Raw genomic sequence first — 24,424 nt, 5'->3', positions numbered from 1 at the left:
GATTGCTGTTGAAACTGCTGATTCTCGATCGGGACGGGGTGATCAACTACGACTCCGACGCTTACATCAAGTCGGTGGAGGAGTGGATTCCACTCCCCGGTTCGATCGAAGCCATCGCGCAGTTGAGCAAGGCCGGCTGGACGGTAGCGGTCGCTACCAACCAGTCGGGCATCGCTCGCGGCTATTACGACCTCGCCACCCTGGATGCCATGCACGAGCGCTTGCGCGCGCTGGTGGCCGAGCAGGGTGGGGAAGTCGGGCTGATCGTCTACTGCCCGCACGGGCCGGACGAAGGCTGCGATTGCCGCAAGCCGAAACCCGGGATGTTGAAAAACATCGCCGCACATTACAACGTATCGCTGACTAATCTATGGTTCGTCGGCGATAGCCTTGGTGACCTGGAAGCCGCTAAAGCCGTCGATTCACAGCCAGTTTTGGTCAAGACCGGGAAAGGCGAAAAAACCTTGGGCAAGACCTTACCGGCAGGCACCTTGATTTTTGACGATCTGGCGGCGATTGCCGCAGAACTTATCCACAATTAGAGCGTTTTTGAGGCTCCTGACCAGGGAGTGATCGCAAGTGCGCTTTATATAGACGGGCAAAGCCCGCACGGTAACCGTCACCATGTCGATACTGCAGGCCATCAGAACCTTCCTCTTTTACCTGCTGCTGGGCACCAGCTCCTTGCTGTGGTGCAGCCTGAGTTTTTTTATCGCGCCGTTTCTGCCGTTCAAGGCGCGCTATCGCTTCATCAACGTTTACTGGTGCCGCTGCGCCTTGTGGCTGAGCAAAGTGTTTCTGGGTATCCGCTACGAAGTTAAGGGTGCCGAGAACGTACCTGAACGGCCTTGCGTCATTCAGTCGAACCACCAGAGCACGTGGGAGACGTTCTTTCTCTCTGCCTACTTCTCACCGCTGAGCCAGGTGCTCAAACGTGAGTTGCTCTATGTGCCGTTCTTCGGTTGGGCCATGGCCATGCTGCGACCGATCGCCATCGATCGCGACAACCCGAAAGCCGCACTCAAGCATGTAGCGAAGAAGGGCGATGAACTGCTCAAGGACAATGTCTGGGTGCTGATCTTCCCCGAAGGCACGCGTGTTCCTTTCGGCACCATCGGAAAGTTCTCGCGCGGCGGTAGCGCATTGGCAGTCAACGCCGAATTGCCCGTGCTGCCGATTGCGCACAACGCAGGCAAGTTCTGGCCGAAAACCGGTTGGGCGAAGAAGCAGGGTGTCATCACTGTGATCATCGGCGCACCAATGTATGCCGAAGGCACCGGACCACGAGCCATTGCTGATTTGAACGACCGGGTCCAGGCATGGAATGAGCAAATGCAACGGGAAATGGGCTCGCTGCCACCGGCTCCGCAAGCGCCGGTTTCAAACGATCAGGTGGCTGTCTGAGATTCTGTGGATAACCTGTGTACCGTTTCATTGAAAATCGTCGTTTTTTGTACGTAACTTTATGATTTTTTTACATATTTCATAGAATGATAAAAACCATAAAAACGTGCATAAGTTTTTTTCGGACGTAAAAAAACCGGCTGATATAGCCGGTTTTTTTATGCCCGGAGCAATCGCTGACTATCGACATGACCGGGTGACCCGGATCGTTCGCCTTCATTCTATAAGCAGCGGAAATTGCAGCCTGAATGTCGTGCCAAAACCCACCTCGCTCTGACACTCGATTCGCCCGCCATGTCGATCCACGACAGCTTTGACCATCGACAATCCCAACCCCACCCCGTCGATACCCTGGGCGGAAGAAAAGCGCCGGTACTGGCTGAACAAATCGGGTAACTCCTCAGGAGCGATGCCTTTTCCCTGATCGATGAGCTCGCAGATTAACCAGCTGCCACTTTGACTGACGAGCAAACGGATGCGAGTGCCTGAAACACTGTACTTGATGGCATTTTCCAACAGATTGAACAACGCCCGGGTCAACAGTGACTGATCCACCATGACCAGGCTTTCCTGTGCCTCTTCTTCCACTTGATGAACCAGTTCGATCTGTTTCAACTGCGCGATGGGCAGCGCCTGATCGAACACATCCAGCACCAGCATCGCAAACAGGCTCGGCTGAAACTGATATGCCTCGGACTCGGCCCTCGCCAGTTGAGCGAAGCCATCGGTCAGCTCCAGTGCCCGGCGCACCTGCCGTTCGATTTGATCGAAGAGTTGCAGGTCACCGCCCACCTGATGGCGATGCACATCGAGTAGCGCGAGGATGGCCGAGTGGGGTGCCCGCAGGTCATGGGACAGAAAACGCAACAGGACGGCACGCTGCTCTTCCGCGTCACGTTCGACACTCAAGTCAGTCAGGCTCCACAACCAGCCGACCGGGGTTTCCCCGTCTACCGGTAACAACTCGGCGCGCTCCAGCCGCAGGCTGCGTTCCTTGAGGTCGCGAAACTCCATCAGTGGCAGCGTCGACAAAGGCGCCCCCCGCTCGCGGGTCAAATCCGGGTAGCCAAGCTGTACCAGGCGCTGAAGCACATCATTGCCGACCAGTTCTCCGCCAAACAGGTCCCGGGCCTTACGGTTGCCCAGCAAAATCTCTCCGTGAGGATCGCTGATCATCGTGGCCACCGGCAGGTACTCCAGGCCGTCGGAGATGAACCGATGTGTATCGCGAGCCCGGCTCATGGCTTGTTCGAGGGCCATGATCTGCCTTTGCAGGCGATCGCCACCGGGAAACAGAACCCGACGACGCTCCGGAAAAACCTTCGGCTCACTGTCCAGTCGCGCGAGCTCCCAACCGAAATAGGTCAGCACCACACTAAGGCGACGCCAGTTCCAGATCAGATAACCGAACAGCATGCCCAACGCCGCCGGTGTCGGCGACCACCATCTCTGCAGCCCCGCGAGGCCGGCGCTGATCAGCAACGTGCAAGCGATGCCAATCAACGTCAGCCAGAGCGCCAATCGCGGGCGCCACAGCAGCAGCCCGAGAACGCATGTCAGCAAGCCAATCGACAGCAACGCGCTCAAGCCTGGCGAGGCGTCATGCAGATTGACCTGAGCACGATAGGACAACAGCGCGGTCAGTGGCAGCAGCACCAGGCTTATCCACAACCATTCGCGCACCAATTGCCGAAACAACCGCTCAACCTGGCTCGGCTCGCGATTTTCAGGGCGGCGTAGGTTATCCATGGGGAACAGGGCAGGCCGGGATAAAGGGGTTCATAGATTGCCGGTTTGAGGACTAGACCCCAAAAAGCATAGCGGAGGTCGACCAACGGCGAGCCGCTTACTTTCACAGTATCGATTGAGCCGCTATCGTCGATAAAGAGCTGCCCAAGCGACAAGGAATCACCGTGTATGCGCGTTGCGATTCTGGACGATGAGCCCGCCGAATTACGCCGGGTCGAACAAACCCTGCAACAGATGGCCGAAGCCGGGGAACAGCCGTGGTCGCTGCACAGCTTCGAACGGGCCGAAGACCTGTTGCACCAACTGCGTCGTGAAACCTTCGACCTGCTGATCCTCGACTGGCAATTGCCCGAGCTCACGGGTTTGTCATTGCTGCTATGGACCCGCGAACACATGGAAGCGCCGCCTGCGGCAATCATGCTCACCAGTCGCGACGGCGAAAGCGATATCGTTCAGGCCCTGAATGCCGGCGCCGACGACTACGTCAGCAAACCGTTCCGCCCCAATGAACTGAAGGCCCGTGTTGGCGCTGTACTGCGCCGACATGGCCAGCAGCGCACCGCTACCGAAGGGTTGAGCTTCAATGATCTGGTGTTCGACGACGCCGAACTGACCGTCACTCGCAACGGCAAACCGATCGTCATGACCGAACGCGAGTACCGCCTGGCGCATTGCCTGTTCAGCAACCTCGGTCGACCGCTGTCGCGGGATTACCTGTACGAACGACTCTGGCCCCATGAAGAAATGTCATCGTCGCGACCGCTGGACACTCACATCTATCGCCTGCGCAACAAGCTTGGGCTGACGGCGGATCGCGGTTGGCAGTTGCTGACGATTTATGGGTATGGGTATCGGTTGGAGAGTGTGGCGCCGGCGAGCGAGAATCGCAGGCAATAAAAAAGGTTCATCACGCAATCCCGGGGAATTGTAGGAGCCAGCTTGCTGGCGATGGACTCAAGTGCGCCGCGTTTATCCAGTTCATACGCGTTATCGTTAACCACCATCGCCAGCAAGCTGGCTCCTACAAGGGGGCGGGGAAGCCCCCGAAAAAGGTTCATCACGCATTCCCGGGAAACTGTAGGAGCCAGCTTGCTGGCGATGGACTCAAGTGCGCCGCGTTTATCCAGTTCATACGCGTCATCGTTAACCACCATCGCCAGCAAGCTGGCTCCTACAAGGGGGCGTGCCACGCTCAAACCAGTGAAAGCCCCAAAAAAAAGGCCAATGCAAATGCATTGGCCTTTTCGTTGGCGCTGACCGGGATCAGAAGTCCAGGTTGGATACCGCCAGGGCGTTGCTTTCGATGAAGTCACGGCGAGGTTCGACCGCATCACCCATCAGGGTGTTGAAGATCTGGTCCGCGCCAATGGCGTCTTCGATGGTTACTTTGAGCATGCGGCGCGAGCCCGGGTCCATCGTGGTTTCCCACAGCTGATCCGGGTTCATCTCGCCCAGACCTTTGTATCGCTGGATGGTGTGGCGCTTGGTGCTTTCGGCCATCAACCACTCAAGGGCTTCCTTGAACTCGGTGACCGATTTACGGCGTTCGCCACGCTGGATGTACGCGCCGTCGTCCAGCAAGGTGCTCAGTTGAGCGCCCAGGGAAACCACGGTCTTGTAATCGTTGCTGCCGAAGAAGTCGCGGTTGAAGGTGACGTAGTTCGACAGGCCGTGGGAGATCAGTTCGACCTCTGGCAGCCAGACATTACGCTCACGGTCTTCACGCAGGCTGGCCTTGTAGACCAGACCCGACTTCTCGACGGTGCGCAGACGCACTTCGTACTGGGCCAGCCAATCCTGCATCGCTGCGTGATCGGACAGTTGATCCATGCTGACCGCCGGCAGGTAGATGAAGTGCTCGGTCAGTTCCTGTGGGTACAGGCGCGACAGACGCTTGAGGGTCTTCATTACCAGACGGAAGTCATTCACCAGACGCTCAAGGGCTTCACCGGAGATACCCGGTGCTTCCTCGTTCAGGTGCAGGCTCGCATCTTCCAGGGCCGACTGCGTCATGTACTCTTCCATGGCGTCGTCGTCTTTGATGTATTGCTCTTGCTTGCCTTTCTTCACTTTGTACAGCGGCGGCTGAGCGATGTAGATGTAGCCACGCTCGATCAGCTCCGGCAACTGACGGAAGAAGAAGGTCAGCAGCAGGGTACGGATGTGCGAACCGTCGACGTCAGCATCGGTCATGATGATGATGTTGTGATAGCGCAGCTTGTCGATGTTGTACTCTTCGCGACCAATGCCGCAGCCCAGCGCGGTGATCAAGGTGCCCACTTCCTGGGAAGAGATCATCTTGTCGAAACGTGCCTTCTCGACGTTCAGGATCTTACCCTTGAGGGGCAGAATCGCCTGGGTCTTGCGGTTACGTCCCTGCTTGGCAGAGCCGCCCGCGGAGTCACCTTCCACGAGGTACAGTTCGGAAAGGGCAGGATCCTTTTCCTGGCAATCGGCCAGTTTGCCTGGCAGGCCGGCGATATCCAGCGCGCCTTTGCGACGGGTCATCTCGCGGGCTTTACGCGCCGCTTCACGGGCACGGGCTGCGTCGATCATCTTGCCGACGACCAGTTTGGCTTCGTTCGGGTTTTCCAGCAGGAAGTCGGAGAAGTACTTGCCCATTTCCTGTTCGACCGCAGTCTTCACTTCGGAAGACACCAGCTTGTCTTTGGTCTGGGAGCTGAACTTCGGATCCGGCACCTTCACCGAAATGATCGCGGTCAGGCCTTCACGGGCATCGTCGCCGGTGGTGGCGACTTTGTGCTTCTTCGCCAGGCCTTCTGCTTCGATGTAGGTGTTGAGGTTACGCGTCAGTGCGGAACGGAAACCCACAAGGTGAGTACCGCCGTCGCGCTGTGGAATGTTGTTGGTGAAGCACAACAGGTTCTCGTTGAAGCTGTCGTTCCACTGCAGGGCGATTTCCACGCCGATGCCGTCTTCACGCTGGATGTTGAAGTGGAACACCTGGTTGACCGGAGTCTTGTTGGTGTTCAGGTATTCAACGAACGCACGCAGGCCGCCTTCGTACTTGAACAGCTCTTCCTTGCCGCTGCGCTCGTCCTTGAGGACGATGCCGACACCGGAGTTGAGGAAGGACAGTTCGCGAATCCGCTTGGCCAGGATGTCCCAGCTGAAGTGGATGTTCTTGAAGGTTTCACTGGAAGCCTTGAAGTGGATCTGCGTACCGGTGGTTTCGCTGTCGCCAACGATTTTCATCGGCTCTTGCGGAACACCGTGGACGTAAGTCTGTTCCCAGATCTTGCCGCTACGGCGCACAGTGAGAACAAGCTGTTCCGACAGGGCGTTAACTACCGACACACCCACTCCGTGCAGACCGCCGGAAACCTTGTAGGAGTTGTCGTCGAATTTACCGCCGGCGTGCAGCACGGTCATGATGACCTCGGCTGCCGAAACGCCTTCTTCTTTGTGCACGTCTACCGGGATGCCACGGCCGTTGTCGCGAACGGTGATGGACTCATCCGGGTGGATGATAATGCTGATGTCGTCGCAGTAGCCGGCGAGCGCTTCGTCGATCGAGTTATCGACCACCTCGAAAACCATGTGGTGCAGACCGCTGCCATCGTCGGTGTCACCAATATACATACCGGGACGTTTGCGTACGGCATCCAGGCCTTTCAGCACTTTAATGCTCGTTGAGTCGTACGTATTTTCTTCGCTCAATGCCTTCACTCCCGATGGTCGTGGGTCTGGGTGATACGGCCCTGTTCCACGTGGAACAGAGCGACTGGCGTTTCCGTCTGCCAGACTTCCCTCAATAATTCGTGATCTACACAGGTGATAAATACCTGGCAGCGTAAGTCTTCCAACAAGCGGCAAAGCGCGCGACGGTGGTGCTCGTCCAGCTCGGACGGCAAGTCATCCACCAGATAAATACACTGACCGCGTCGAGCCTGACTGACCAAGTGCCCTTGGGCAATCCGCAATGCGCAAACCACCAACTTCTGCTGGCCACGGGACAAGATGTCCGCGGCGTTGTGCGCGCCCAGTCTGAGACGCAAATCAGCACGTTGTGGTCCGGCCTGGGTATGCCCCATTTGCTGGTCCCGCTGCAAAGACCCGGCGAGCACAGCACTCAGTTCCCGGTCCTTGTCCCAGCCGCGGTAATAGCTGAGCGTCAAGCCTTCAAGCTCAACCAGATCGCTCAAGGTTTGTTCAAAGACTGGTTTCAAGGCTTTGATATAAGCGCGGCGGTACTCATCAATTTCAGCGCTGGCCTGGCACAGTTCCCTGTCCCAAACCGCTTGCGAAACGGCGTCAAGTGTACCATGCCGCAGCCAAGAGTTTCTCTGGCGCAGGGCCTTCTGCAAGCGCTGCCAGGTTGACATGAAGCGCGGTTCCACGTGGAACACACCCCAGTCGAGAAACTGACGGCGAATCTTCGGCGCACCTTCCAGCAATCGAAAGCTGTCCGGATTGATCAGTTGCAGCGGCAAGATCTCGGCCAGTTGCGCGGCGCTGCGGGCATTCTGGCCATCGATACGGATCTGAAATTCGCCTTGGCGATCCCGCGAAATGCCCAAGGCGCTATGCCCGCCCTCCGCCAGTTCAACCTGGCCAAAGACCGTGCACGCCAGTTGTTCATATTGAATGACCGGCAACAGACGGGTGCTTCGAAACGAACGGGCAAGCCCCAGCAGATGGATGGCTTCCAGAACACTGGTTTTGCCGCTGCCGTTGGCGCCGTAAAGAATATTGATGCGGGGGGAAGGGGAGAAGGTCACCGGGTGCAAATTGCGCACCGCGGTGACCGAGACGCGACTTAAGGACATCTAGCTTCTGCTGAACATGATTACAGACGCATCGGCATGACAACGTAGGCCGAGTCATCGTTGTCCGATTCCTGCACCAGCGCACTGCTGTTGGAGTCGGACAGGATCAGGCGAACCTGCTCGGTAGTCATCACGCCCAGCACGTCGAGCAGGTAGCTCACGTTGAAACCGATTTCCAGAGAGCCACCGTTGTATTCAACGCCCACTTCTTCTTCCGCTTCTTCCTGCTCCGGGTTGTTCGCCTGGATCTTCAACTGACCGCTAGCCAGTTGCAGACGGATACCACGGTATTTCTCGTTGGACAGAATCGCGGTTCGGCTGAACGCTTCGCGCAGCGCCTGGCGATCACCCAGAACCAGCTTGTCGCCACCCTTGGGCAGAACACGCTCGTAGTCCGGGAATTTGCCGTCGACCAGTTTCGAGGTGAAGGTGAACTCACCGGTGGTGGCGCGGATGTGATGCTGACCCAGCACAATGCTGACATTGCCGTCCGGCTCGGTGAGCAGGCGTGCCAACTCAAGGATACCTTTACGCGGCACGATGACCTGGTGACGATCCGGCTGACCGATATCGGCCTGCATCGAGCACATGGCCAGACGGTGACCGTCGGTGGCGACGGCGCGGATCACCCCAGCGGATACTTCCAGCAGCATGCCGTTGAGGTAGTAACGCACGTCCTGCTGGGCCATGGCGAAGCTGGTGCGTTCGATCAGACGACGCAGCTTGCTTTGCTCCAGGCTGCAGGTCAGCGAGCCCGGGCCTTCTTCCACGGTAGGGAAGTCGTTGGCCGGCAGTGTTGACAGGGTAAAGCGGCTACGGCCGGCTTTGACCACAAGCTTCTGCTCATCGACCTTGATGTCGATCAGCGCATCGTTCGGCAGGCTTTTGCAGATGTCCATCAACTTGCGTGCCGGCACGGTGATGGAACCCGGATCTGCCGGCTCTTCGAGTTGAACACGACCAACCAGCTCGACTTCCAGGTCGGTACCGGTCAGCGACAATTGCTGGCCTTCGACAACCAGCAGCACGTTGGAGAGCACCGGCAAGGTCTGGCGGCGTTCGACGACGCCTGCGACCAGTTGCAGGGGTTTCAACAGGGCTTCGCGTTGAATGGTGAAATGCATGGTCTAGTCCCTTGCCTTAATAAGCTGCGCTGGTGTTCATCAAGTGGTCAGTGTACGCAGCAGGTTCTTGTAGTCCTCGCGGATGTCCGCGTCGGATTCCTTAAGTTCGTTGATCTTGCGGCACGCGTGCAAAACCGTCGTATGGTCGCGGCCGCCAAACACATCGCCGATTTCCGGCAGGCTGTGGTTGGTCAGCTCCTTGGACAACGCCATGGCGACCTGCCGTGGACGAGCGACCGAACGCGAACGGCGTTTGGACAACAAGTCGGAGATCTTGATCTTGTAGTACTCGGCGACAGTGCGCTGAATGTTATCCACAGAGACCAGTTTATCCTGTAACGCCAACAAGTCCTTCAGGGATTCGCGAATCAGCTCAATGGTGATATCGCGGCCCATGAAGTGCGAGTGGGCTATCACGCGTTTGAGCGCGCCTTCCAGCTCACGGACGTTGGAGCGAATGCGCTGGGCAATGAAGAACGCGGCGTCGTGAGGCAGCTCGACTTTGGCCTGATCGGCCTTCTTCATCAGGATCGCCACGCGGGTTTCCAGCTCCGGCGGCTCGACCGCTACGGTCAGGCCCCAGCCAAAGCGGGATTTGAGGCGTTCTTCAAGGCCTTCGATTTCTTTCGGGTAGCGGTCACTGGTGAGAATGACCTGCTGGCCACCTTCGAGCAGGGCGTTGAAGGTGTGGAAAAACTCTTCCTGGGAACGCTCTTTGCGGGCGAAGAACTGAATGTCGTCGATCAGCAACGCATCCACCGAACGGTAGAAGCGTTTGAACTCGTTGATCGCGTTCAACTGCAGGGCCTTGACCATATCCGCCACGAAACGCTCGGAATGCAGGTACACCACCTTGGCATTCGGGTTCTTCTTTAATAAATGGTTACCCACAGCGTGCATCAAGTGGGTTTTACCCAGGCCGACGCCACCATAAAGGAAGAGCGGGTTGTAACCGTGCTTGGGGTTGTCCGCCACCTGCCAGGCGGCGGCGCGCGCCAACTGGTTGGATTTACCTTCAACGAAGTTCTCGAAGGTAAAGGTACGGTTCAGGTAGCTGGTGTGCTTGAGCGCACCTTCGACCTGCACGGTACGCTGCTCGGCGCGAACCGGGGCCTGTTGCGAACTGGCGCCGGCCATTGGGTCGAAGCTGTCACGGGAAGGTTCTTCCTCGTTGACCTCTGCCATTTTTTGCGTGGCACGTTTGGTCGAAGTGGCGGCTGGTGCTGACGGCGGCGGGCTGGCGGGCGCTTGAGCAGCCTGCGCCTGGGAAGCCGCGGCAGCCAGGGGAGCATTTGGCGCGGCACGCGGTGCCGAACTGCGTTTGCTGCCTATTAATAAGGAAAGCGCAGGCGCCATGCCATTGCCATGCTCATCGAGCAATTCGAGAACACGCCCCAGGTATTTTTCGTTGACCCAGTCCAGAACAAAACGATTGGGCGCATAGACACGCAACTCGTCGCCTTCGGCTTCGACCTGTAGTGGACGGATCCAAGTGTTGAATTGTTGGGCAGGCAGCTCATCGCGCAAAAGCTCCACGCACTGCTGCCAAAGTTCCACTGACACGGATATCCCCTAAGTTGAAAGCCGGTGAGGCAAAAACAAGCGGCCATTGTAACGACCAGACGCCGACTTATCCACACGAAGGTGGTTCATCGACCAAGAAGAATCAGGGTTTTATACGCAAAAAAGACGACCAGTGGTCTGTGCATAAGCTCTGTGGATAACCTGGCTTAAGGTCATTGCACAAGTGGGGGCGAAACTCGGTGGATAACCGGCCTGTGGATAAACCGACCTTCCACACACAGGTTATCCGACAGCGCAGCACAGGCTGAACACTGTTTTCCACTGTAGTTGTCATTCTCTGTACAGCCGATTAAACAAGGGCTGAAGCCACTTATCCACAGAAGGTGGCGAGCCTAGCTTTTATAAGCTTTACAGAAAAGCTTTAAATACTTTCCTTTCTTATTTTTATATTTACCGGCGGTTCGTCCAGCGCAAAACGTCTGGAGATCTATTTATAAGGAAACGCTGGTTGGAAATTGACCTGAAGGCTTGCTTTCTCTAGAATCCCCGGTCTCTTAAAACGGGGGCCATTCCGGCCCGTTGTGGACGAACCAGGTAACACGACAATGAAACGTACTTTCCAACCAAGCACTATCAAACGCGCTCGTACCCACGGTTTCCGTGCTCGCATGGCTACCAAGAACGGTCGCGCCGTACTGTCGCGTCGTCGCGCCAAAGGTCGTGCGCGTCTGGCAGTTTGATAAGCCGGCACTGGAGGTGAGTCAGGACTTCAGTCGGGAAAAGCGTCTGCTTACTCCCCGGCATTTCAAGGCAGTCTTTGACTCCCCTACCGGCAAGGTTCCGGGGAAAAATCTCCTGCTCCTTGCGCGCAACAACGATCTTGATCACCCCCGTCTCGGGTTGGTTATCGGGAAAAAGAGCGTAAAGCTCTCCGTCGAGCGCAATCGCCTCAAACGTCTGATGCGCGAATCGTTTCGCCTGAACCAGGATTCACTGGTCGGCTGGGACATTGTTATCGTCGCGCGCAAAGGTTTGGGGGACGTAGAAAACCCCGAATTGATTCAGCATTTCGGCAAACTCTGGAAACGACTGGCTCGCAGTTCGCCGGTACCAGCAGTCAAAACCGAACCTGTAGGGGTAGACAGTCCGGATGCGTAAACTGGCACTCGTTCCGATCCAGTTTTATCGCTATGCCATTAGTCCCCTGATGGCCGATCACTGTCGTTTCTACCCCAGTTGTTCCTGCTACGCGTTAGAAGCCATCGAAAATCATGGCCTTCTTCGCGGTGGCTGGCTGACCTTTCGTCGTTTAGGTCGCTGTCATCCGTGGAATCCCGGTGGTTATGACCCGGTTCCACCTATCCCTACCTCCCGTTCTTCTTCGATGGCCGAGTAATCATGGATATCAAACGCACGATCCTGATCGTCGCCCTGGCAATCGTGTCCTACGTTATGGTTCTTAAATGGAACCAGGACTATGGTCAGGCTGCCCTGCCGACTCAGAATGTTGCCACCAATACGACTGCATCGGGCCTGCCGGATACGGCATCTGGCTCCAACGCTTCCGCCAGTGACGACATTCCACGTGCTGCAAGCGACACCAGCGCACCTGCCGAAACACCGGTGGCTGTGAGCAAGGACCTCATCCAGATCAAAACGGATGTACTGGACCTGGCTGTCGACCCACAAGGTGGTGATGTTGCCCAGCTGACCCTGCCGCTGTATCCGCGTCGTCAGGATCACCCGGAAATTCCGTTCCAGCTGTTCGATAACGGCGGCGAACGTACTTATCTGGCGCAAAGCGGTCTGATCGGCACCAACGGTCCGGACGCAAATCCGGCCGGTCGTCCGGTTTACTCCTCGGAGAAGAAGGTTTATCAACTGGCTGACGGTCAGGACCAATTGGTCGTGGACCTGAAGTTCAGCAAGGACGGCGTCGACTACATCAAGCGTTTCACCCTGAAACGCGGCCTGTATGACGTAACCGTTTCCTATCTGATCGACAACCAGAGCGCTCAGCCCTGGACGGGTGCAATGTTCGCGCAATTGAAGCGTGACGCCAGCGCCGATCCATCTTCCACAACCGCCACCGGTACCGCGACTTACCTGGGCGCAGCCCTGTGGACAAGTTCGGAGCCGTACAAGAAAGTGTCCATGAAGGACATGGACAAGGCGCCGTTGAAAGAAACCGTCACTGGCGGTTGGGTTGCCTGGTTGCAGCACTACTTCGTGACCGCATGGATTCCGGCCAAGGGCGAAAACAACGTCGTCCAGACCCGTAAAGACAGCAAAGGCAACTACATCATCGGCTACACCGGCCCATCGATGAGTGTTGCGCCGGGTGCCAAGGCTGAAACCAGTGCTGTTCTGTACGCCGGTCCGAAAAGCCAGGCCGTGCTGAAACAGTTATCCCCAGGTCTGGAACTGACGGTCGACTACGGCATTCTGTGGTTCATCGCCCAACCGATCTTCTGGTTGCTGCAACACATCCACGCCATTGTGGGTAACTGGGGCTGGTCGATCATCTTCCTGACCATGCTGATCAAAGGGATTTTCTTCCCGCTGTCGGCTGCCAGCTACAAATCCATGGCGCGCATGCGTGCAGTGGCACCGAAACTGGCCGCGCTGAAAGAGCAACATGGCGATGACCGGCAGAAAATGTCGCAAGCCATGATGGAGCTGTACAAGAAAGAGAAGATCAATCCGCTGGGTGGTTGCTTGCCAATCCTCGTGCAGATGCCGGTTTTCCTGTCGCTGTACTGGGTTCTGCTGGAAAGCGTTGAAATGCGCCAGGCGCCGTTCATGCTGTGGATTACTGACCTGTCGATCAAGGATCCGTTCTTCATTCTGCCGATCATCATGGGTGCAACCATGTTCATCCAGCAGCAGCTGAACCCGACTCCTCCGGATCCGATGCAGGCCAAGGTGATGAAGCTGATGCCAATCATCTTCACCTTCTTCTTCCTGTGGTTCCCGGCGGGTCTGGTGCTGTACTGGGTAGTGAACAACTGCCTGTCGATCGCCCAACAGTGGTACATCACACGTAAGATCGAAGCGGCTACCAAAGCAGCTGCCTGATTTACACTGTGGATAACCACTCAAGACGCCCCCTAGTGGGGCGTTTTGCTATCTGTCACTTTTGTCTGGATACCGGTTTATGAGCGTTCCTCGTGAAACCATCGCCGCCGTCGCCACCGCTCAAGGTCGCGGTGGTGTAGGCATCGTGCGTATTTCCGGGCCGTTGGCCAGCGTTGCGGCCAAGGCCTTCAGTGGTCGCGAGCTCAAGCCGCGATTTGCCCATTACGGTCCGTTTTTCAGTGAAAACGACGAAGTGCTGGATCAGGGCATCGCGCTGTATTTTCCGGGACCAAACTCGTTCACCGGCGAAGATGTGCTGGAACTCCAGGGCCATGGCGGCCCGATCGTTCTGGACATGTTGCTCAAGCGCTGCCTGGAGTTGGGTTGTCGACTCGCCCGACCGGGGGAATTCAGTGAGCGCGCCTTCCTCAACGACAAACTTGACCTCGCCCAGGCCGAAGCCATTGCCGACCTGATTGAAGCCAGTTCCGCCCAGGCTGCGCGAAATGCGTTGCGCTCCCTGCAAGGAGCGTTCTCGTCACGTGTGCATAACCTCACCGAGCAACTGATCGGCCTGCGAATCTATGTCGAAGCGGCCATCGATTTCCCGGAAGAGGAAATCGACTTCCTCGCCGATGGCCATGTCCTGAGCATGCTCGACAAAGTGCGCGACGAGTTATCCACTGTCATGCGCGAAGCCGGGCAGGGTGCTTTGCTGCGTGACGGCATGACGGTGGTCATTGCCGGTCGTCCGAATGCCGGTAAATCCAGCCTGCTCAATGCACTGGCCGGGCGTGAAGCGGCGATCGTGACCGAAATTGCCGGCACCACCCGGGACGTGCTTCGCGAACATATCCACATCGATGGCATGCCGCTGCACGTGGTGGATACCGCCGGCCTGCGCGATACCGATGATCATGTGGAAAAAATCGGTGTGGAGCGTGCCTTGAAAGCCATCGGCGAAGCAGATCGGGTACTGCTGGTGGTCGATGCCACTGCACCGGAAGCCCTCGATCCATTCGCACTCTGGCCGGAATTTCTCGAAATCCGTCCCGATCCCGCGAAAGTCACCCTGATCCGCAACAAGGCCGACCTCACGGGCGAAGCCATTGCCCTGGAAATCAGTGAAGACAGTCACGTCACCATCAGCCTGAGCGCCAAGTCTGGAGGTTCAGGCCTTGAGTTGCTGCGTGATCACCTCAAGGCCTGCATGGGCTACGAGCAAACGTCCGAAAGCAGCTTCAGCGCTCGCCGGCGCCACCTTGAGGCGCTACGTCATGCCAGTGCTGCCCTCGAGCATGGTCGTGCCCAATTGACCCTGGCCGGTGCTGGCGAGTTGTTGGCCGAGGATTTGCGCCAGGCTCAGCAATCGCTCGGAGAAATCACCGGCGCTTTCAGTTCCGATGACCTGCTTGGGCGGATTTTTTCCAGCTTCTGTATCGGGAAGTAACCCTCCTGTTGTTCACAGACAGGCCATTCGTGCCTGTCTGCTCTCTCCTTTTCTGAATAAACCTTCGAGTGCCGAGCGGACTTTGTCTGCTTGAGCGGGATTCCTGTACCTGAATTTCGAGCAAACGGCACTTTTCTGTGGATTAAGCCCTGTGAATAACCGCCGCTAAGGTCAGTTGATAACAGGGCTCGAAAACTGAACATAACCGCCTCTGTGGATAACCACCCCTTTCATCCACAGGCTTACACCGGTTATCCAAGGGCCTCGTTGGCACATGAACACAGGGTTTTGAATCTCTGTACATATTGAAAACAAAGGCCTGTAGAGATCTATCCACAGAAAAGCAGGTGCATAGAAATAAACATAAAAACAAAGATTTAATAAATTTCTCTCTTTTTAATTTCTATAACTCCGACTTTTCCACAGCTGGTTAAATTTTGTGCAAAGGGTTCTTTAGGAAGGGCGAAGTCCCTATACTTGTCGACCAGGTCCGAAAACCTGAGCTCAAACTATTCCTGAATTACCTACTTAAGCAGGCACGAGGTGCGTGGTGGATTTCCCTTCCCGTTTTGAAGTGATCGTCATCGGCGGCGGTCATGCCGGTACCGAGGCAGCACTGGCCTCAGCACGTATGGGGGTGAAAACCCTGTTGCTGACGCATAACGTGGAAACCCTCGGTGCCATGAGTTGCAACCCGGCCATTGGCGGGATCGGCAAAAGCCACCTGGTCAAGGAAATCGACGCCCTCGGCGGCGCGATGGCCATGGCTACCGATAAAGGCGGCATCCAGTTTCGCGTGTTGAACAGCCGCAAAGGCCCGGCCGTGCGTGCAACCCGTGCACAGGCCGACCGGATTCTGTACAAGGCCGCTGTCCGCGAAATCCTGGAAAACCAGCCGAACCTGTGGATATTTCAACAGGCCGCTGATGACCTGATCGTCGAGCAGGAACAAGTGCGTGGCGTAGTGACCCAGATGGGCCTGCGTTTCCTCGCCGACTCGGTGGTTTTGACCACCGGCACTTTCCTCGGTGGACTTATCCACATTGGTTTGCAGAATTTCTCCGGCGGCCGTGCCGGTGACCCACCGTCGATTGCCCTGGCTCACCGTCTGCGTGAATTGCCTTTGCGGGTCGGTCGCCTGAAGACCGGTACACCGCCGCGTATCGACGCCCGTTCTGTGGATTTCTCGGTGATGACCGAGCAGGCTGGCGATACGCCGATCCCGGTGATGTCGTTCATGGGTTCCAAAGAGCAGCATCCACGGCAGATCAGTTGCTGGATTACCCACACCAACGCCCGTACCCACGAAATCATCGCGGCGAACCTCGACCGTTCGCCGATGTATTCCGATGCAGGCGAGATCGAGGGCATCGGTCCGCGTTACTGCCCGTCGATCGAAGACAAGATTCATCGCTTTGCCGACAAGGAAAGCCACCAGGTCTTCATCGAACCGGAAGGTTTGACCACGAACGAGCTGTACCCGAACGGGATATCCACATCCTTGCCGTTCGATGTGCAATTGCAGATCGTGCAATCGATCCGCGGCATGGAAAACGCACACATCGTGCGCCCGGGCTACGCCATCGAGTACGACTACTTCGATCCGCGCGACCTGAAGTACAGCCTGGAAACCAAAGTGATCGGCGGTCTGTTCTTCGCCGGGCAAATCAACGGCACCACCGGTTACGAAGAAGCCGGCGCCCAGGGCTTGCTGGCCGGGACCAACGCGGCACTGCGTGCGCAAGGCAAAGACGCCTGGTGCCCGCGTCGCGACGAGGCCTACATCGGTGTGTTGGTCGACGACTTGATTACCCTCGGTACCCAAGAGCCGTACCGGATGTTCACGTCCCGTGCCGAATACCGCTTGATCCTGCGTGAAGACAACGCCGACCTGCGCCTGACCGAAAAAGGTCGCGAACTGGGCCTGGTGGATGACGCGCGTTGGGCGGCTTTCTGCAAAAAGCGCGAAAGCATCGAACTGGAAGAGCAGCGCCTGAAAAGCACCTGGGTTCGCCCGGGCACCGAACAGGGCGATGCGATTGCCGAAAAATTCGGCACGCCGCTGACTCACGAATACAACCTGCTCAATCTCTTGAGCCGTCCGGAAATCGACTACGCTGGTCTGATCGCCGTGACCGGAGGCGGCGCAGAAGATCCACAAGTCGCCGAACAGGTCGAAATCAAGACCAAGTACGCCGGCTACATCGATCGGCAACAGGATGAAATCGCTCGCCTGCGCGCCAGCGAAGACACCAAACTGCCTGTGGATATCGATTACACGAACATTTCCGGTCTCTCGAAAGAGATCCAGAGCAAGCTCGGTGCGACCCGTCCAGAGACTTTGGGCCAGGCCTCGCGAATCCCGGGCGTTACGCCGGCAGCCATTTCACTGTTGATGATTCATTTGAAAAAACGCGGCGCGGGCCGTCAGTTGGAGCAAAGCGCTTGAGTTCGTTGGTCACTTCGCAACACGCAGAAGAGTTATCCACAGGTGCTCGCCAACTCGGTGTCACGCTGACAGAAACCCAGCACGCACAACTGCTGGGTTACCTGGCCCTGTTGATCAAGTGGAACAAGGCTTACAACCTCACCGCCGTGCGTGATCCGGACGAAATGGTTTCCCGTCACTTGCTCGATAGCCTGAGTGTGATGTCGTTCATCGAAAACGGTCGCTGGCTCGACGTCGGCAGTGGCGGCGGCATGCCTGGCATTCCGCTGGCCATCCTGTTTCCCGAGTCCCAGGTGACTTGCCTTGACAGCAACGGCAAGAAAACCCGCTTCCTGACCCAGGTCAAACTCGAACTCAAACTGGATAACCTGCAAGTTATCCACAGTCGCGTCGAAGCTTTCCAGCCTGCCCAGCCGTTCAACGGGATCATTTCCCGTGCGTTCAGCAGCATGGAAAATTTCAGCAACTGGACTCGCCACCTCGGCGATAGCGAAACACGCTGGCTGGCAATGAAGGGCGTTCATCCGGCCGATGAGCTGGTAGCATTGCCGGCAGACTTCCACCTCGATAGCGAACACGCCCTGGCCGTACCTGGTTGCCAAGGCCAACGCCATCTGCTGATACTGCGCCGCACGGCATGATTGGGAACACAAGCAAGAATGGCTAAGGTATTCGCGATAGCGAACCAAAAGGGTGGCGTGGGCAAAACCACCACCTGCATCAACCTCGCAGCATCCCTGGTCGCGACCAAGCGCCGGGTGCTGTTGATCGACCTTGATCCACAGGGCAACGCCACCATGGGTAGCGGTGTGGATAAACATGGCCTGGAAAACTCGGTCTACGACCTGTTGATCGGCGAATGTGATCTGGCCCAGGCCATGCACTTCTCCGAACACGGTGGTTACCAGTTATTGCCGGCCAACCGCGACCTCACCGCGGCCGAAGTGGTGCTGCTGGAAATGCAGATGAAGGAAAGCCGTCTGCGCAGCGCGCTGGCGCCGATCCGGGAAAACTACGATTACATCCTGATCGACTGCCCACCGTCGCTGTCGATGCTGACTTTGAACGCACTGGTTGCCGCCGACGGGGTCATTATCCCCATGCAGTGCGAGTACTTCGCACTCGAAGGCTTGAGCGACCTTGTGGATAACATCAAGCGTATCGCTGAACTGCTGAACCCGAACCTCAAGGTCGAAGGCCTGCTGCGTACGATGTACGACCCGCGCCTGAGCCTGATGAACGATGTCTCGGCGCAGCTCAAGGAACACTTCGGCGAGCAGCTCTACGACACCGTCATTCCGCGCAACATCCGTCTGGCCGAAGCGCCAAGTTACGGCATGCCGGCGCTGGCGTACGACAAAGCATCGCGGGGCGCCGTTGCCTATCTGGCATTGGCGGGCGAAATGGTTCGTCGTCAACGCAAAAACTCACGCATCGCCGCCGCTCAGGCAACTTAAGGAATCCCCATGGCCGTCAAGAAACGAGGTCTCGGACGTGGACTGGATGCTCTGTTGAGTGGTCCGACTGTCAGCTCGCTGGAAGAACAAGCGGCGCAAGCCGATCAGCGTGAGCTGCAGCACCTTCCCCTGGATCTGCTCCAGCGCGGTAAATACCAGCCGCGTCGTGACATGGATCCGCAGGCGCTCGAAGAGCTGGCGCAGTCGATCAGGGCCCAGGGTGTCATGCAGCCCATCGTGGTTCGCCCGATCGGCGGCGGTCGCTTTGAAATCATTGCCGGTGAACGCCGCTGGCGCGCCAGCCAGCAAGCCGGGCAGGAAACCATTCCGGCGATGGTGCGCGATGTACCCGATGAAACCGCGATCGCCATTGCGCTGATCGAGAACATCCAGCGCGAAGACCTGAACCCGATTGAAGAAGCGGTGGCCCTGCAGCGTTTGCAGCAGGAGTTCCAGCTGACCCAGCAACAGGTGGCCGAGGCTGTGGGTAAGTCCCGGGTGACCGTGGCTAACCTGCTGCGCCTGATTTCGTTGCCGGAAGTCATCAAGACCATGTTGTCCCACGGCGACCTGGAAATGGGTCATGCCCGTGCTTTGCTCGGTTTGCCGGAAAATCAACAGGTTGAAGGGGCGCGACATGTTGTCGCACGCGGGCTGACCGTGCGTCAGACTGAAGCACTGGTTCGCCAGTGGTTGAGTGGCAAACCGGAGCCTGTTGAACCGGCAAAACCGGACCCGGATATCGCCCGTCTCGAGCAGCGCCTGGCCGAGCGCCTAGGCTCTGCGGTGCAGATTCGCCACGGTAAGAAGGGTAAAGGGCAGTTGGTGATTGGTTACAACTCACTGGATGAGCTTCAAGGCGTACTCGCACATATCCGCTGAAACATTTCCTCATGTAGCGCGAAGTCGGAAATCACTACCTGACAGTTGAATAGGGGCTGAACCGCCCCTATACTCTGCGCGCATTTTGTCGGCACAAATTATGCCAAGTTATTGAATTTCGGCAGCCGACCATTGGAGAGCAAAAGTGATGGAAACCCGCACGCCAAACCGCCTGCCGTTCCATCGCCTGGCAGTTTTTCCGGTGTTAATGGCTCAATTTGTCGTTCTGCTCATTGCCGCTTTGGCGCTCTGGCAACGGTATGGAGTCGTTGCCGGGTACTCGGGACTTTGCGGAGGCCTGATAGCCTTGCTTCCCAATGTTTATTTCGCTCATAGGGCATTTCGGTTTTCCGGCGCCCGGGCAGCTCAAGCCATCGTCCGGTCATTTTATGCCGGCGAGGCGGGCAAACTGATTTTGACGGCGGTGCTTTTTGCATTGACGTTTGCAGGTGTGAAGCCATTGGCGCCGCTGGCTGTATTCGGCGTCTTCGTGCTGACCCAACTGGTCAGCTGGTTCGCTCCCCTGTTGATGAGAACAAGACTTTCGAGACCTTAGGGCGTTTGAGGCAACCATGGCAGAAACAACCGCTTCGGGCTATATCCAGCACCACTTGCAGAACCTGACCTTCGGTCAGCTCCCTACCGGCGGCTGGGGCTTTGCCCACACCGCAGCAGAAGCCAAAGAAATGGGCTTCTGGGCTTTCCACGTCGATACCCTCGGCTGGTCGGTCGCATTGGGTCTGTTTTTCGTTCTTCTTTTCCGCATGGCGGCCAAGAAAGCGACTACCGGTGTACCTGGTGCTTTGCAGAACTTCGTTGAAGTATTGGTCGAATTCGTCGATGGCAGCGTGAAAGACAGCTTCCATGGCCGTAGCCCGGTGGTTGCACCACTGGCGTTGACCATCTTCGTCTGGGTGTTCCTGATGAACGCCGTCGACCTGGTACCGGTCGACTGGATTCCTCAACTGGCCATCCTGATCTCCGGCGACCACCACATCCCGTTCCGTGCCGTGTCGACTACCGACCCGAACGCTACTCTGGCCATGGCCTTCTCGGTGTTCGCGCTGATCATTTTCTACAGCATCAAGATCAAGGGCATCGGCGGCTTCATCGGTGAGCTGACCCTGCACCCGTTCGGCAGCAAGAACATTTTCCTTCAGGCTCTGCTGATTCCGGTGAACTTCCTGCTGGAATTCGTGACCCTGATCGCCAAGCCGATCTCCCTGGCTCTGCGTCTGTTCGGCAACATGTACGCCGGCGAGCTGGTCTTCATTCTGATTGCTGTGATGTTCGGCAGCGGTCTGCTCTGGCTGAGTGGCCTGGGCGTTGTTCTGCAGTGGGCGTGGGCTGTGTTCCACATCCTGATCATCACCCTGCAGGCGTTCATCTTCATGATGCTGACCATCGTCTACCTGTCGATGGCGCACGAAGAAAACCATTAAGGCCAGTCTCGACTAGTCTGATGTCCTTCCCGGTCAAACGGGAAGGGGCTCTTCACGGGGCCTCTGAAACGATTTGTTTTACCGCTTTAATCTAAAAAACCTAAACCATACGACGTAAAAGTCGGGAGGAAAGATGGAAACTGTAGTTGGTCTAACCGCTATCGCTGTTGCACTGTTGATCGGCCTGGGCGCACTGGGTACCGCAATTGGTTTCGGCCTGCTGGGCGGCAAGTTCCTGGAAGGCGCAGCGCGTCAGCCAGAAATGGTTCCAATGCTGCAAGTTAAAATGTTCATCGTTGCCGGTCTGCTCGACGCCGTAACCATGATCGGTGTTGGTATCGCTCTGTTCTTCACCTTTGCGAACCCGTTCGTTGGTCAAATCGCTGGCTAATTACTCGGATCTTCCGGGTAATTTGGTGTGATGGACAACGTAACTGCGAGGTGTTGGCGTGAACATTAATGCGACCCTGATTGGCCAGTCCGTTGCGTTCCTGATTTTTGTACTGTTCTGCATGAAGTTCGTATGGCCTCCGGTCATCACGGCTCTGCACGAACGTCAAAAGAAGATCGCTGATGGTCTGGACGCTGCCAGCCGAGCAGCTCGCGACCTGGAGTTGGCCCAAGAAAAAGCGGGTCAGCAACTGCGCGAAGCGAAAGCTCAGGCAGCTGAAATCATCGAGCAAGCCAAGAAACGCGGTACCCAGATTGTCGACGAAGCCCGTGAACAGGCTCGCGTCGAAGCTGACCGTGTGAAGGCTCAGGCTCAGGCCGAGATCGAACAGGAACTGAACAGCGTCAAAGACGCGCTGCGCGCCCAAGTGGGTAGCCTGGCCGTTGGCGGTGCTGCGAAGATCCTGGGTGCCACAATCGATCAAAACGCGCACGCAGAGCTGGTTAACCAACTGGCTGCTGAAATCTAAGCGAGGGCGATCATGGCAGAACTGACCACGTTGGCCCGACCTTACGCTAAGGCGGCCTTCGAGCACGCTCAGGCCCACCAGCAACTGGCCAATTGGTCAGCCATGCTCGGCCTGGCAGCAGCGGTGTCGCAAGACGACACCATGCAGCGCGTGCTCAAGGCCCCGCGACTGACGAGCGCAGAAAAGGCCGCCACGTTCATTGACGTGTGCGGCGACAAGTTTGATGTAAAGGCACAGAATTTCATTCACGTCGTTGCCGAAAACGACCGTCTCCCGCTGTTGCCGGAGATCGCCGCTCTGTTCGACCTGTACAAGGCCGAGCAAGAGAAATCGGTAGACGTTGAAGTGACCAGTGCCTTCGCATTGAACCAAGAACAGCAAGACAAACTCGCCAAGGTTCTCAGTGCACGACTCAACCGGGAAGTGCGCCTGCAAGTCGAGGAAGATTCATCCCTTATTGGGGGTGTTGTCATCCGCGCCGGCGACCTGGTTATCGATGGCTCGATTCGCGGCAAAATCGCGAAACTTGCCGAAGCATTGAAATCTTGAGTTTGAAGGGGCAGCAGAGCAATGCAGCAACTCAATCCTTCCGAAATAAGTGAAATTATCAAGGGCCGCATCGACAAGCTCGATGTGACCTCCCAAGCCCGTAACGAAGGCACTGTCGTCAGCGTATCTGACGGCATCGTGCGGATTCACGGTCTGGCCGACGTAATGTACGGCGAGATGATCGAGTTTCCGGGCGGCGTCTTCGGCATGGCCCTCAACCTGGAGCAAGACTCTGTAGGTGCCGTTGTATTGGGCGCATACCAGACTCTGGCTGAAGGCATGAGCGCCAAGTGCACCGGCCGCATCCTGGAAGTTCCGGTTGGTAAGGAACTGCTGGGTCGCGTAGTCGACGCACTGGGTAACCCAGTTGACGGCAAAGGTCCGCTGAACAACACCGAGACCGACGCGGTCGAGAAAGTTGCTCCAGGCGTGATCTGGCGTAAGTCGGTAGACCAGCCTGTACAGACTGGCTACAAGGCTGTCGATGCCATGATCCCTGTCGGCCGTGGCCAGCGTGAGCTGATCATCGGTGACCGTCAGATCGGTAAAACCGCTCTGGCGATCGACGCGATCATCAACCAGAAAGACAGCGGCATTTTCTGCGTCTACGTAGCGATCGGTCAGAAGCAATCGACCATCGCCAACGTTGTTCGCAAGCTGGAAGAAAACGGTGCACTGGCTAACACCATCATCGTTGCTGCGAGCGCTTCGGAATCTGCAGCACTGCAGTTCCTGGCACCGTACTCCGGTTGCACCATGGGCGAATACTTCCGCGACCGCGGTGAAGACGCGCTGATCGTTTATGACGATCTGTCCAAGCAAGCAGTGGCTTACCGCCAGATTTCCCTGCTGCTGCGCCGTCCACCAGGCCGTGAAGCTTACCCAGGCGACGTGTTCTATCTCCACTCCCGTCTGCTGGAGCGCGCATCCCGCGTTTCGGAAGAGTACGTAGAGAAGTTCACCAACGGCGCAGTGACCGGCAAAACCGGTTCCCTGACCGCACTGCCGATCATCGAAACCCAGGCTGGCGACGTTTCCGCGTTCGTTCCGACCAACGTGATTTCCATCACCGACGGTCAGATCTTCCTGGAATCGGCCATGTTCAACTCGGGCATCCGTCCTGCAGTGAACGCCGGTGTTTCGGTATCCCGTGTGGGTGGTGCCGCTCAGACCAAGATCATCAAGAAGCTGTCCGGTGGTATCCGTACCGCTCTGGCTCAGTACCGTGAACTGGCGGCATTCGCCCAGTTCGCTTCTGACCTGGACGAAGCGACCCGTAAGCAACTTGAGCATGGTCAGCGCGTTACCGAGCTGATGAAGCAGAAGCAATACGCGCCAATGTCGATCGCCGACATGTCGCTGTCGCTGTATGCCGCTGAGCGTGGGTTCCTGACCGACGTTGAAATCGCCAAGATCGGCAGCTTCGAACAAGCGCTGATTGCTTACTTCAACCGCGATCACGCCGACTTGATGGCGAAGATCAACGTGAAGGGTGACTTCAATGACGAAATCGATGGCGGCCTGAAAGCCGGTATCGAGAAGTTCAAGGCCACCCAAACCTGGTAAGCCGCAGCGGGAGCCTAGCGGCTCCCGCTTGCTAACCTGA

23 protein-coding genes are annotated in these 24,424 nt (G+C 57.1%); 18 read left to right on the top strand and 5 right to left on the bottom strand.

Annotated elements, in window-relative coordinates; genetic code table 11:
• Positions 1–2 precede the first annotated feature (2 nt).
• On the top strand, positions 3–542 hold the full coding sequence (gmhB, locus tag AC07XF_RS20380) for a D-glycero-beta-D-manno-heptose 1,7-bisphosphate 7-phosphatase (RefSeq protein WP_177318960.1): 540 nt from the start codon (positions 3–5) through the stop codon (positions 540–542).
• A gap of 82 nt (positions 543–624) precedes the next feature.
• On the top strand, positions 625–1,404 hold the full coding sequence (locus AC07XF_RS20375) for a lysophospholipid acyltransferase family protein (protein ID WP_495027874.1): 780 nt from the start codon (positions 625–627) through the stop codon (positions 1,402–1,404).
• Positions 1,405–1,620: 216 nt separating this feature from the next.
• On the opposite strand, the gene AC07XF_RS20370 is transcribed toward AC07XF_RS20375, so the two are convergent.
• The gene (locus AC07XF_RS20370) at positions 1,621–3,153 is read right to left on the bottom strand and encodes a sensor histidine kinase (RefSeq protein ID WP_495027873.1); all 1,533 of its coding nucleotides are present in this window, start codon (positions 3,151–3,153) and stop codon (positions 1,621–1,623) included.
• A 168-nt stretch (positions 3,154–3,321) separates the two neighbouring features.
• On the opposite strand from AC07XF_RS20370, the gene AC07XF_RS20365 reads away from it, so the two are divergent.
• Positions 3,322–4,050, top strand: a complete 729-nt coding sequence (locus AC07XF_RS20365) for a response regulator transcription factor (RefSeq protein WP_495027872.1) — start codon at positions 3,322–3,324, stop codon at positions 4,048–4,050.
• 366 nt (positions 4,051–4,416) lie between these two features.
• On the opposite strand, the gene gyrB is transcribed toward AC07XF_RS20365, so the two are convergent.
• From gyrB to dnaA, 4 genes are read right to left on the bottom strand one after another with little or no spacing between them, the layout of a single operon-like run.
• Positions 4,417–6,834, bottom strand: a complete 2,418-nt coding sequence (gyrB, locus tag AC07XF_RS20360) for a DNA topoisomerase (ATP-hydrolyzing) subunit B (RefSeq protein ID WP_429489616.1) — start codon at positions 6,832–6,834, stop codon at positions 4,417–4,419.
• A gap of 5 nt (positions 6,835–6,839) precedes the next feature.
• Positions 6,840–7,943 (bottom strand): DNA replication/repair protein RecF, encoded by a 1,104-nt coding sequence (gene recF / locus AC07XF_RS20355; protein ID WP_495027871.1) that lies wholly within the window; start codon positions 7,941–7,943, stop codon positions 6,840–6,842.
• A 20-nt stretch (positions 7,944–7,963) separates the two neighbouring features.
• Positions 7,964–9,067, bottom strand: coding sequence for a DNA polymerase III subunit beta (dnaN, locus tag AC07XF_RS20350; protein ID WP_007969885.1), 1,104 nt, complete (start codon positions 9,065–9,067; stop codon positions 7,964–7,966).
• Between the two features lie 39 nt (positions 9,068–9,106).
• Positions 9,107–10,630 (bottom strand): chromosomal replication initiator protein DnaA, encoded by a 1,524-nt coding sequence (dnaA, locus tag AC07XF_RS20345; RefSeq protein ID WP_495027870.1) that lies wholly within the window; start codon positions 10,628–10,630, stop codon positions 9,107–9,109.
• A gap of 566 nt (positions 10,631–11,196) precedes the next feature.
• On the opposite strand from dnaA, the gene rpmH reads away from it, so the two are divergent.
• From rpmH to atpA, 15 genes are all read left to right on the top strand, one after another.
• Positions 11,197–11,331 (top strand): 50S ribosomal protein L34, encoded by a 135-nt coding sequence (gene rpmH / locus AC07XF_RS20340; protein ID WP_003213577.1) that lies wholly within the window; start codon positions 11,197–11,199, stop codon positions 11,329–11,331.
• Between the two features lie 16 nt (positions 11,332–11,347).
• Positions 11,348–11,749 carry a ribonuclease P protein component gene (rnpA, locus tag AC07XF_RS20335; RefSeq protein WP_033063215.1) on the top strand — a complete coding sequence of 134 codons (402 nt, stop codon included), beginning with the start codon at positions 11,348–11,350 and terminating at the stop codon, positions 11,747–11,749.
• Complete coding sequence (gene yidD, locus AC07XF_RS20330; RefSeq protein WP_010565858.1) at positions 11,742–11,987, top strand: membrane protein insertion efficiency factor YidD; 246 nt, start codon at positions 11,742–11,744, stop codon at positions 11,985–11,987. Before rnpA ends, yidD begins: the two co-directional genes overlap by 8 nt.
• Before the next feature lie 2 nt (positions 11,988–11,989).
• The gene (gene yidC, locus AC07XF_RS20325; protein WP_495027869.1) at positions 11,990–13,669 is read left to right on the top strand and encodes a membrane protein insertase YidC; all 1,680 of its coding nucleotides are present in this window, start codon (positions 11,990–11,992) and stop codon (positions 13,667–13,669) included.
• A 79-nt stretch (positions 13,670–13,748) separates the two neighbouring features.
• A complete protein-coding gene (mnmE, locus tag AC07XF_RS20320) occupies positions 13,749–15,119 on the top strand; it encodes a tRNA uridine-5-carboxymethylaminomethyl(34) synthesis GTPase MnmE (RefSeq protein WP_495027868.1) in 1,371 nt (456 codons plus the stop codon).
• Between the two features lie 550 nt (positions 15,120–15,669).
• Positions 15,670–17,568 carry a tRNA uridine-5-carboxymethylaminomethyl(34) synthesis enzyme MnmG gene (gene mnmG / locus AC07XF_RS20315; RefSeq protein ID WP_102701003.1) on the top strand — a complete coding sequence of 633 codons (1,899 nt, stop codon included), beginning with the start codon at positions 15,670–15,672 and terminating at the stop codon, positions 17,566–17,568.
• Positions 17,565–18,209: a 16S rRNA (guanine(527)-N(7))-methyltransferase RsmG gene (rsmG, locus tag AC07XF_RS20310; protein ID WP_007969895.1), complete on the top strand. Its 645-nt coding sequence runs from the start codon at positions 17,565–17,567 to the stop codon at positions 18,207–18,209. Before mnmG ends, rsmG begins: the two co-directional genes overlap by 4 nt.
• Positions 18,210–18,227: 18 nt before the next feature.
• Positions 18,228–19,025: a ParA family protein gene (locus AC07XF_RS20305; protein WP_007969897.1), complete on the top strand. Its 798-nt coding sequence runs from the start codon at positions 18,228–18,230 to the stop codon at positions 19,023–19,025.
• Positions 19,026–19,034: 9 nt separating this feature from the next.
• Positions 19,035–19,907, top strand: a complete 873-nt coding sequence (locus tag AC07XF_RS20300) for a ParB/RepB/Spo0J family partition protein (RefSeq protein ID WP_495027867.1) — start codon at positions 19,035–19,037, stop codon at positions 19,905–19,907.
• Between the two features lie 148 nt (positions 19,908–20,055).
• Positions 20,056–20,463: a F0F1 ATP synthase subunit I gene (locus AC07XF_RS20295; protein ID WP_007985054.1), complete on the top strand. Its 408-nt coding sequence runs from the start codon at positions 20,056–20,058 to the stop codon at positions 20,461–20,463.
• 16 nt (positions 20,464–20,479) lie between these two features.
• On the top strand, positions 20,480–21,349 hold the full coding sequence (gene atpB, locus AC07XF_RS20290) for a F0F1 ATP synthase subunit A (RefSeq protein ID WP_495027866.1): 870 nt from the start codon (positions 20,480–20,482) through the stop codon (positions 21,347–21,349).
• 133 nt (positions 21,350–21,482) lie between these two features.
• The gene (gene atpE, locus AC07XF_RS20285) at positions 21,483–21,740 is read left to right on the top strand and encodes a F0F1 ATP synthase subunit C (protein WP_003097235.1); all 258 of its coding nucleotides are present in this window, start codon (positions 21,483–21,485) and stop codon (positions 21,738–21,740) included.
• A 58-nt stretch (positions 21,741–21,798) separates the two neighbouring features.
• The gene (locus AC07XF_RS20280; RefSeq protein ID WP_047535495.1) at positions 21,799–22,269 is read left to right on the top strand and encodes a F0F1 ATP synthase subunit B; all 471 of its coding nucleotides are present in this window, start codon (positions 21,799–21,801) and stop codon (positions 22,267–22,269) included.
• A 12-nt stretch (positions 22,270–22,281) separates the two neighbouring features.
• Entirely contained in the window at positions 22,282–22,818 is a 537-nt protein-coding gene (locus AC07XF_RS20275) for a F0F1 ATP synthase subunit delta (RefSeq protein ID WP_007969904.1), read from the top strand.
• A 21-nt stretch (positions 22,819–22,839) separates the two neighbouring features.
• A complete protein-coding gene (gene atpA, locus AC07XF_RS20270) occupies positions 22,840–24,384 on the top strand; it encodes a F0F1 ATP synthase subunit alpha (protein ID WP_007969905.1) in 1,545 nt (514 codons plus the stop codon).
• The last annotated feature ends 40 nt before the right edge of the window (positions 24,385–24,424 follow it).

It is taken from the genome of Pseudomonas sp. GW821-FHT01C01 (assembly GCF_059422645.1).
Note: the sequence above shows the minus strand (reverse complement) of the source record. Positions and strands in the feature narration are given on the sequence as shown.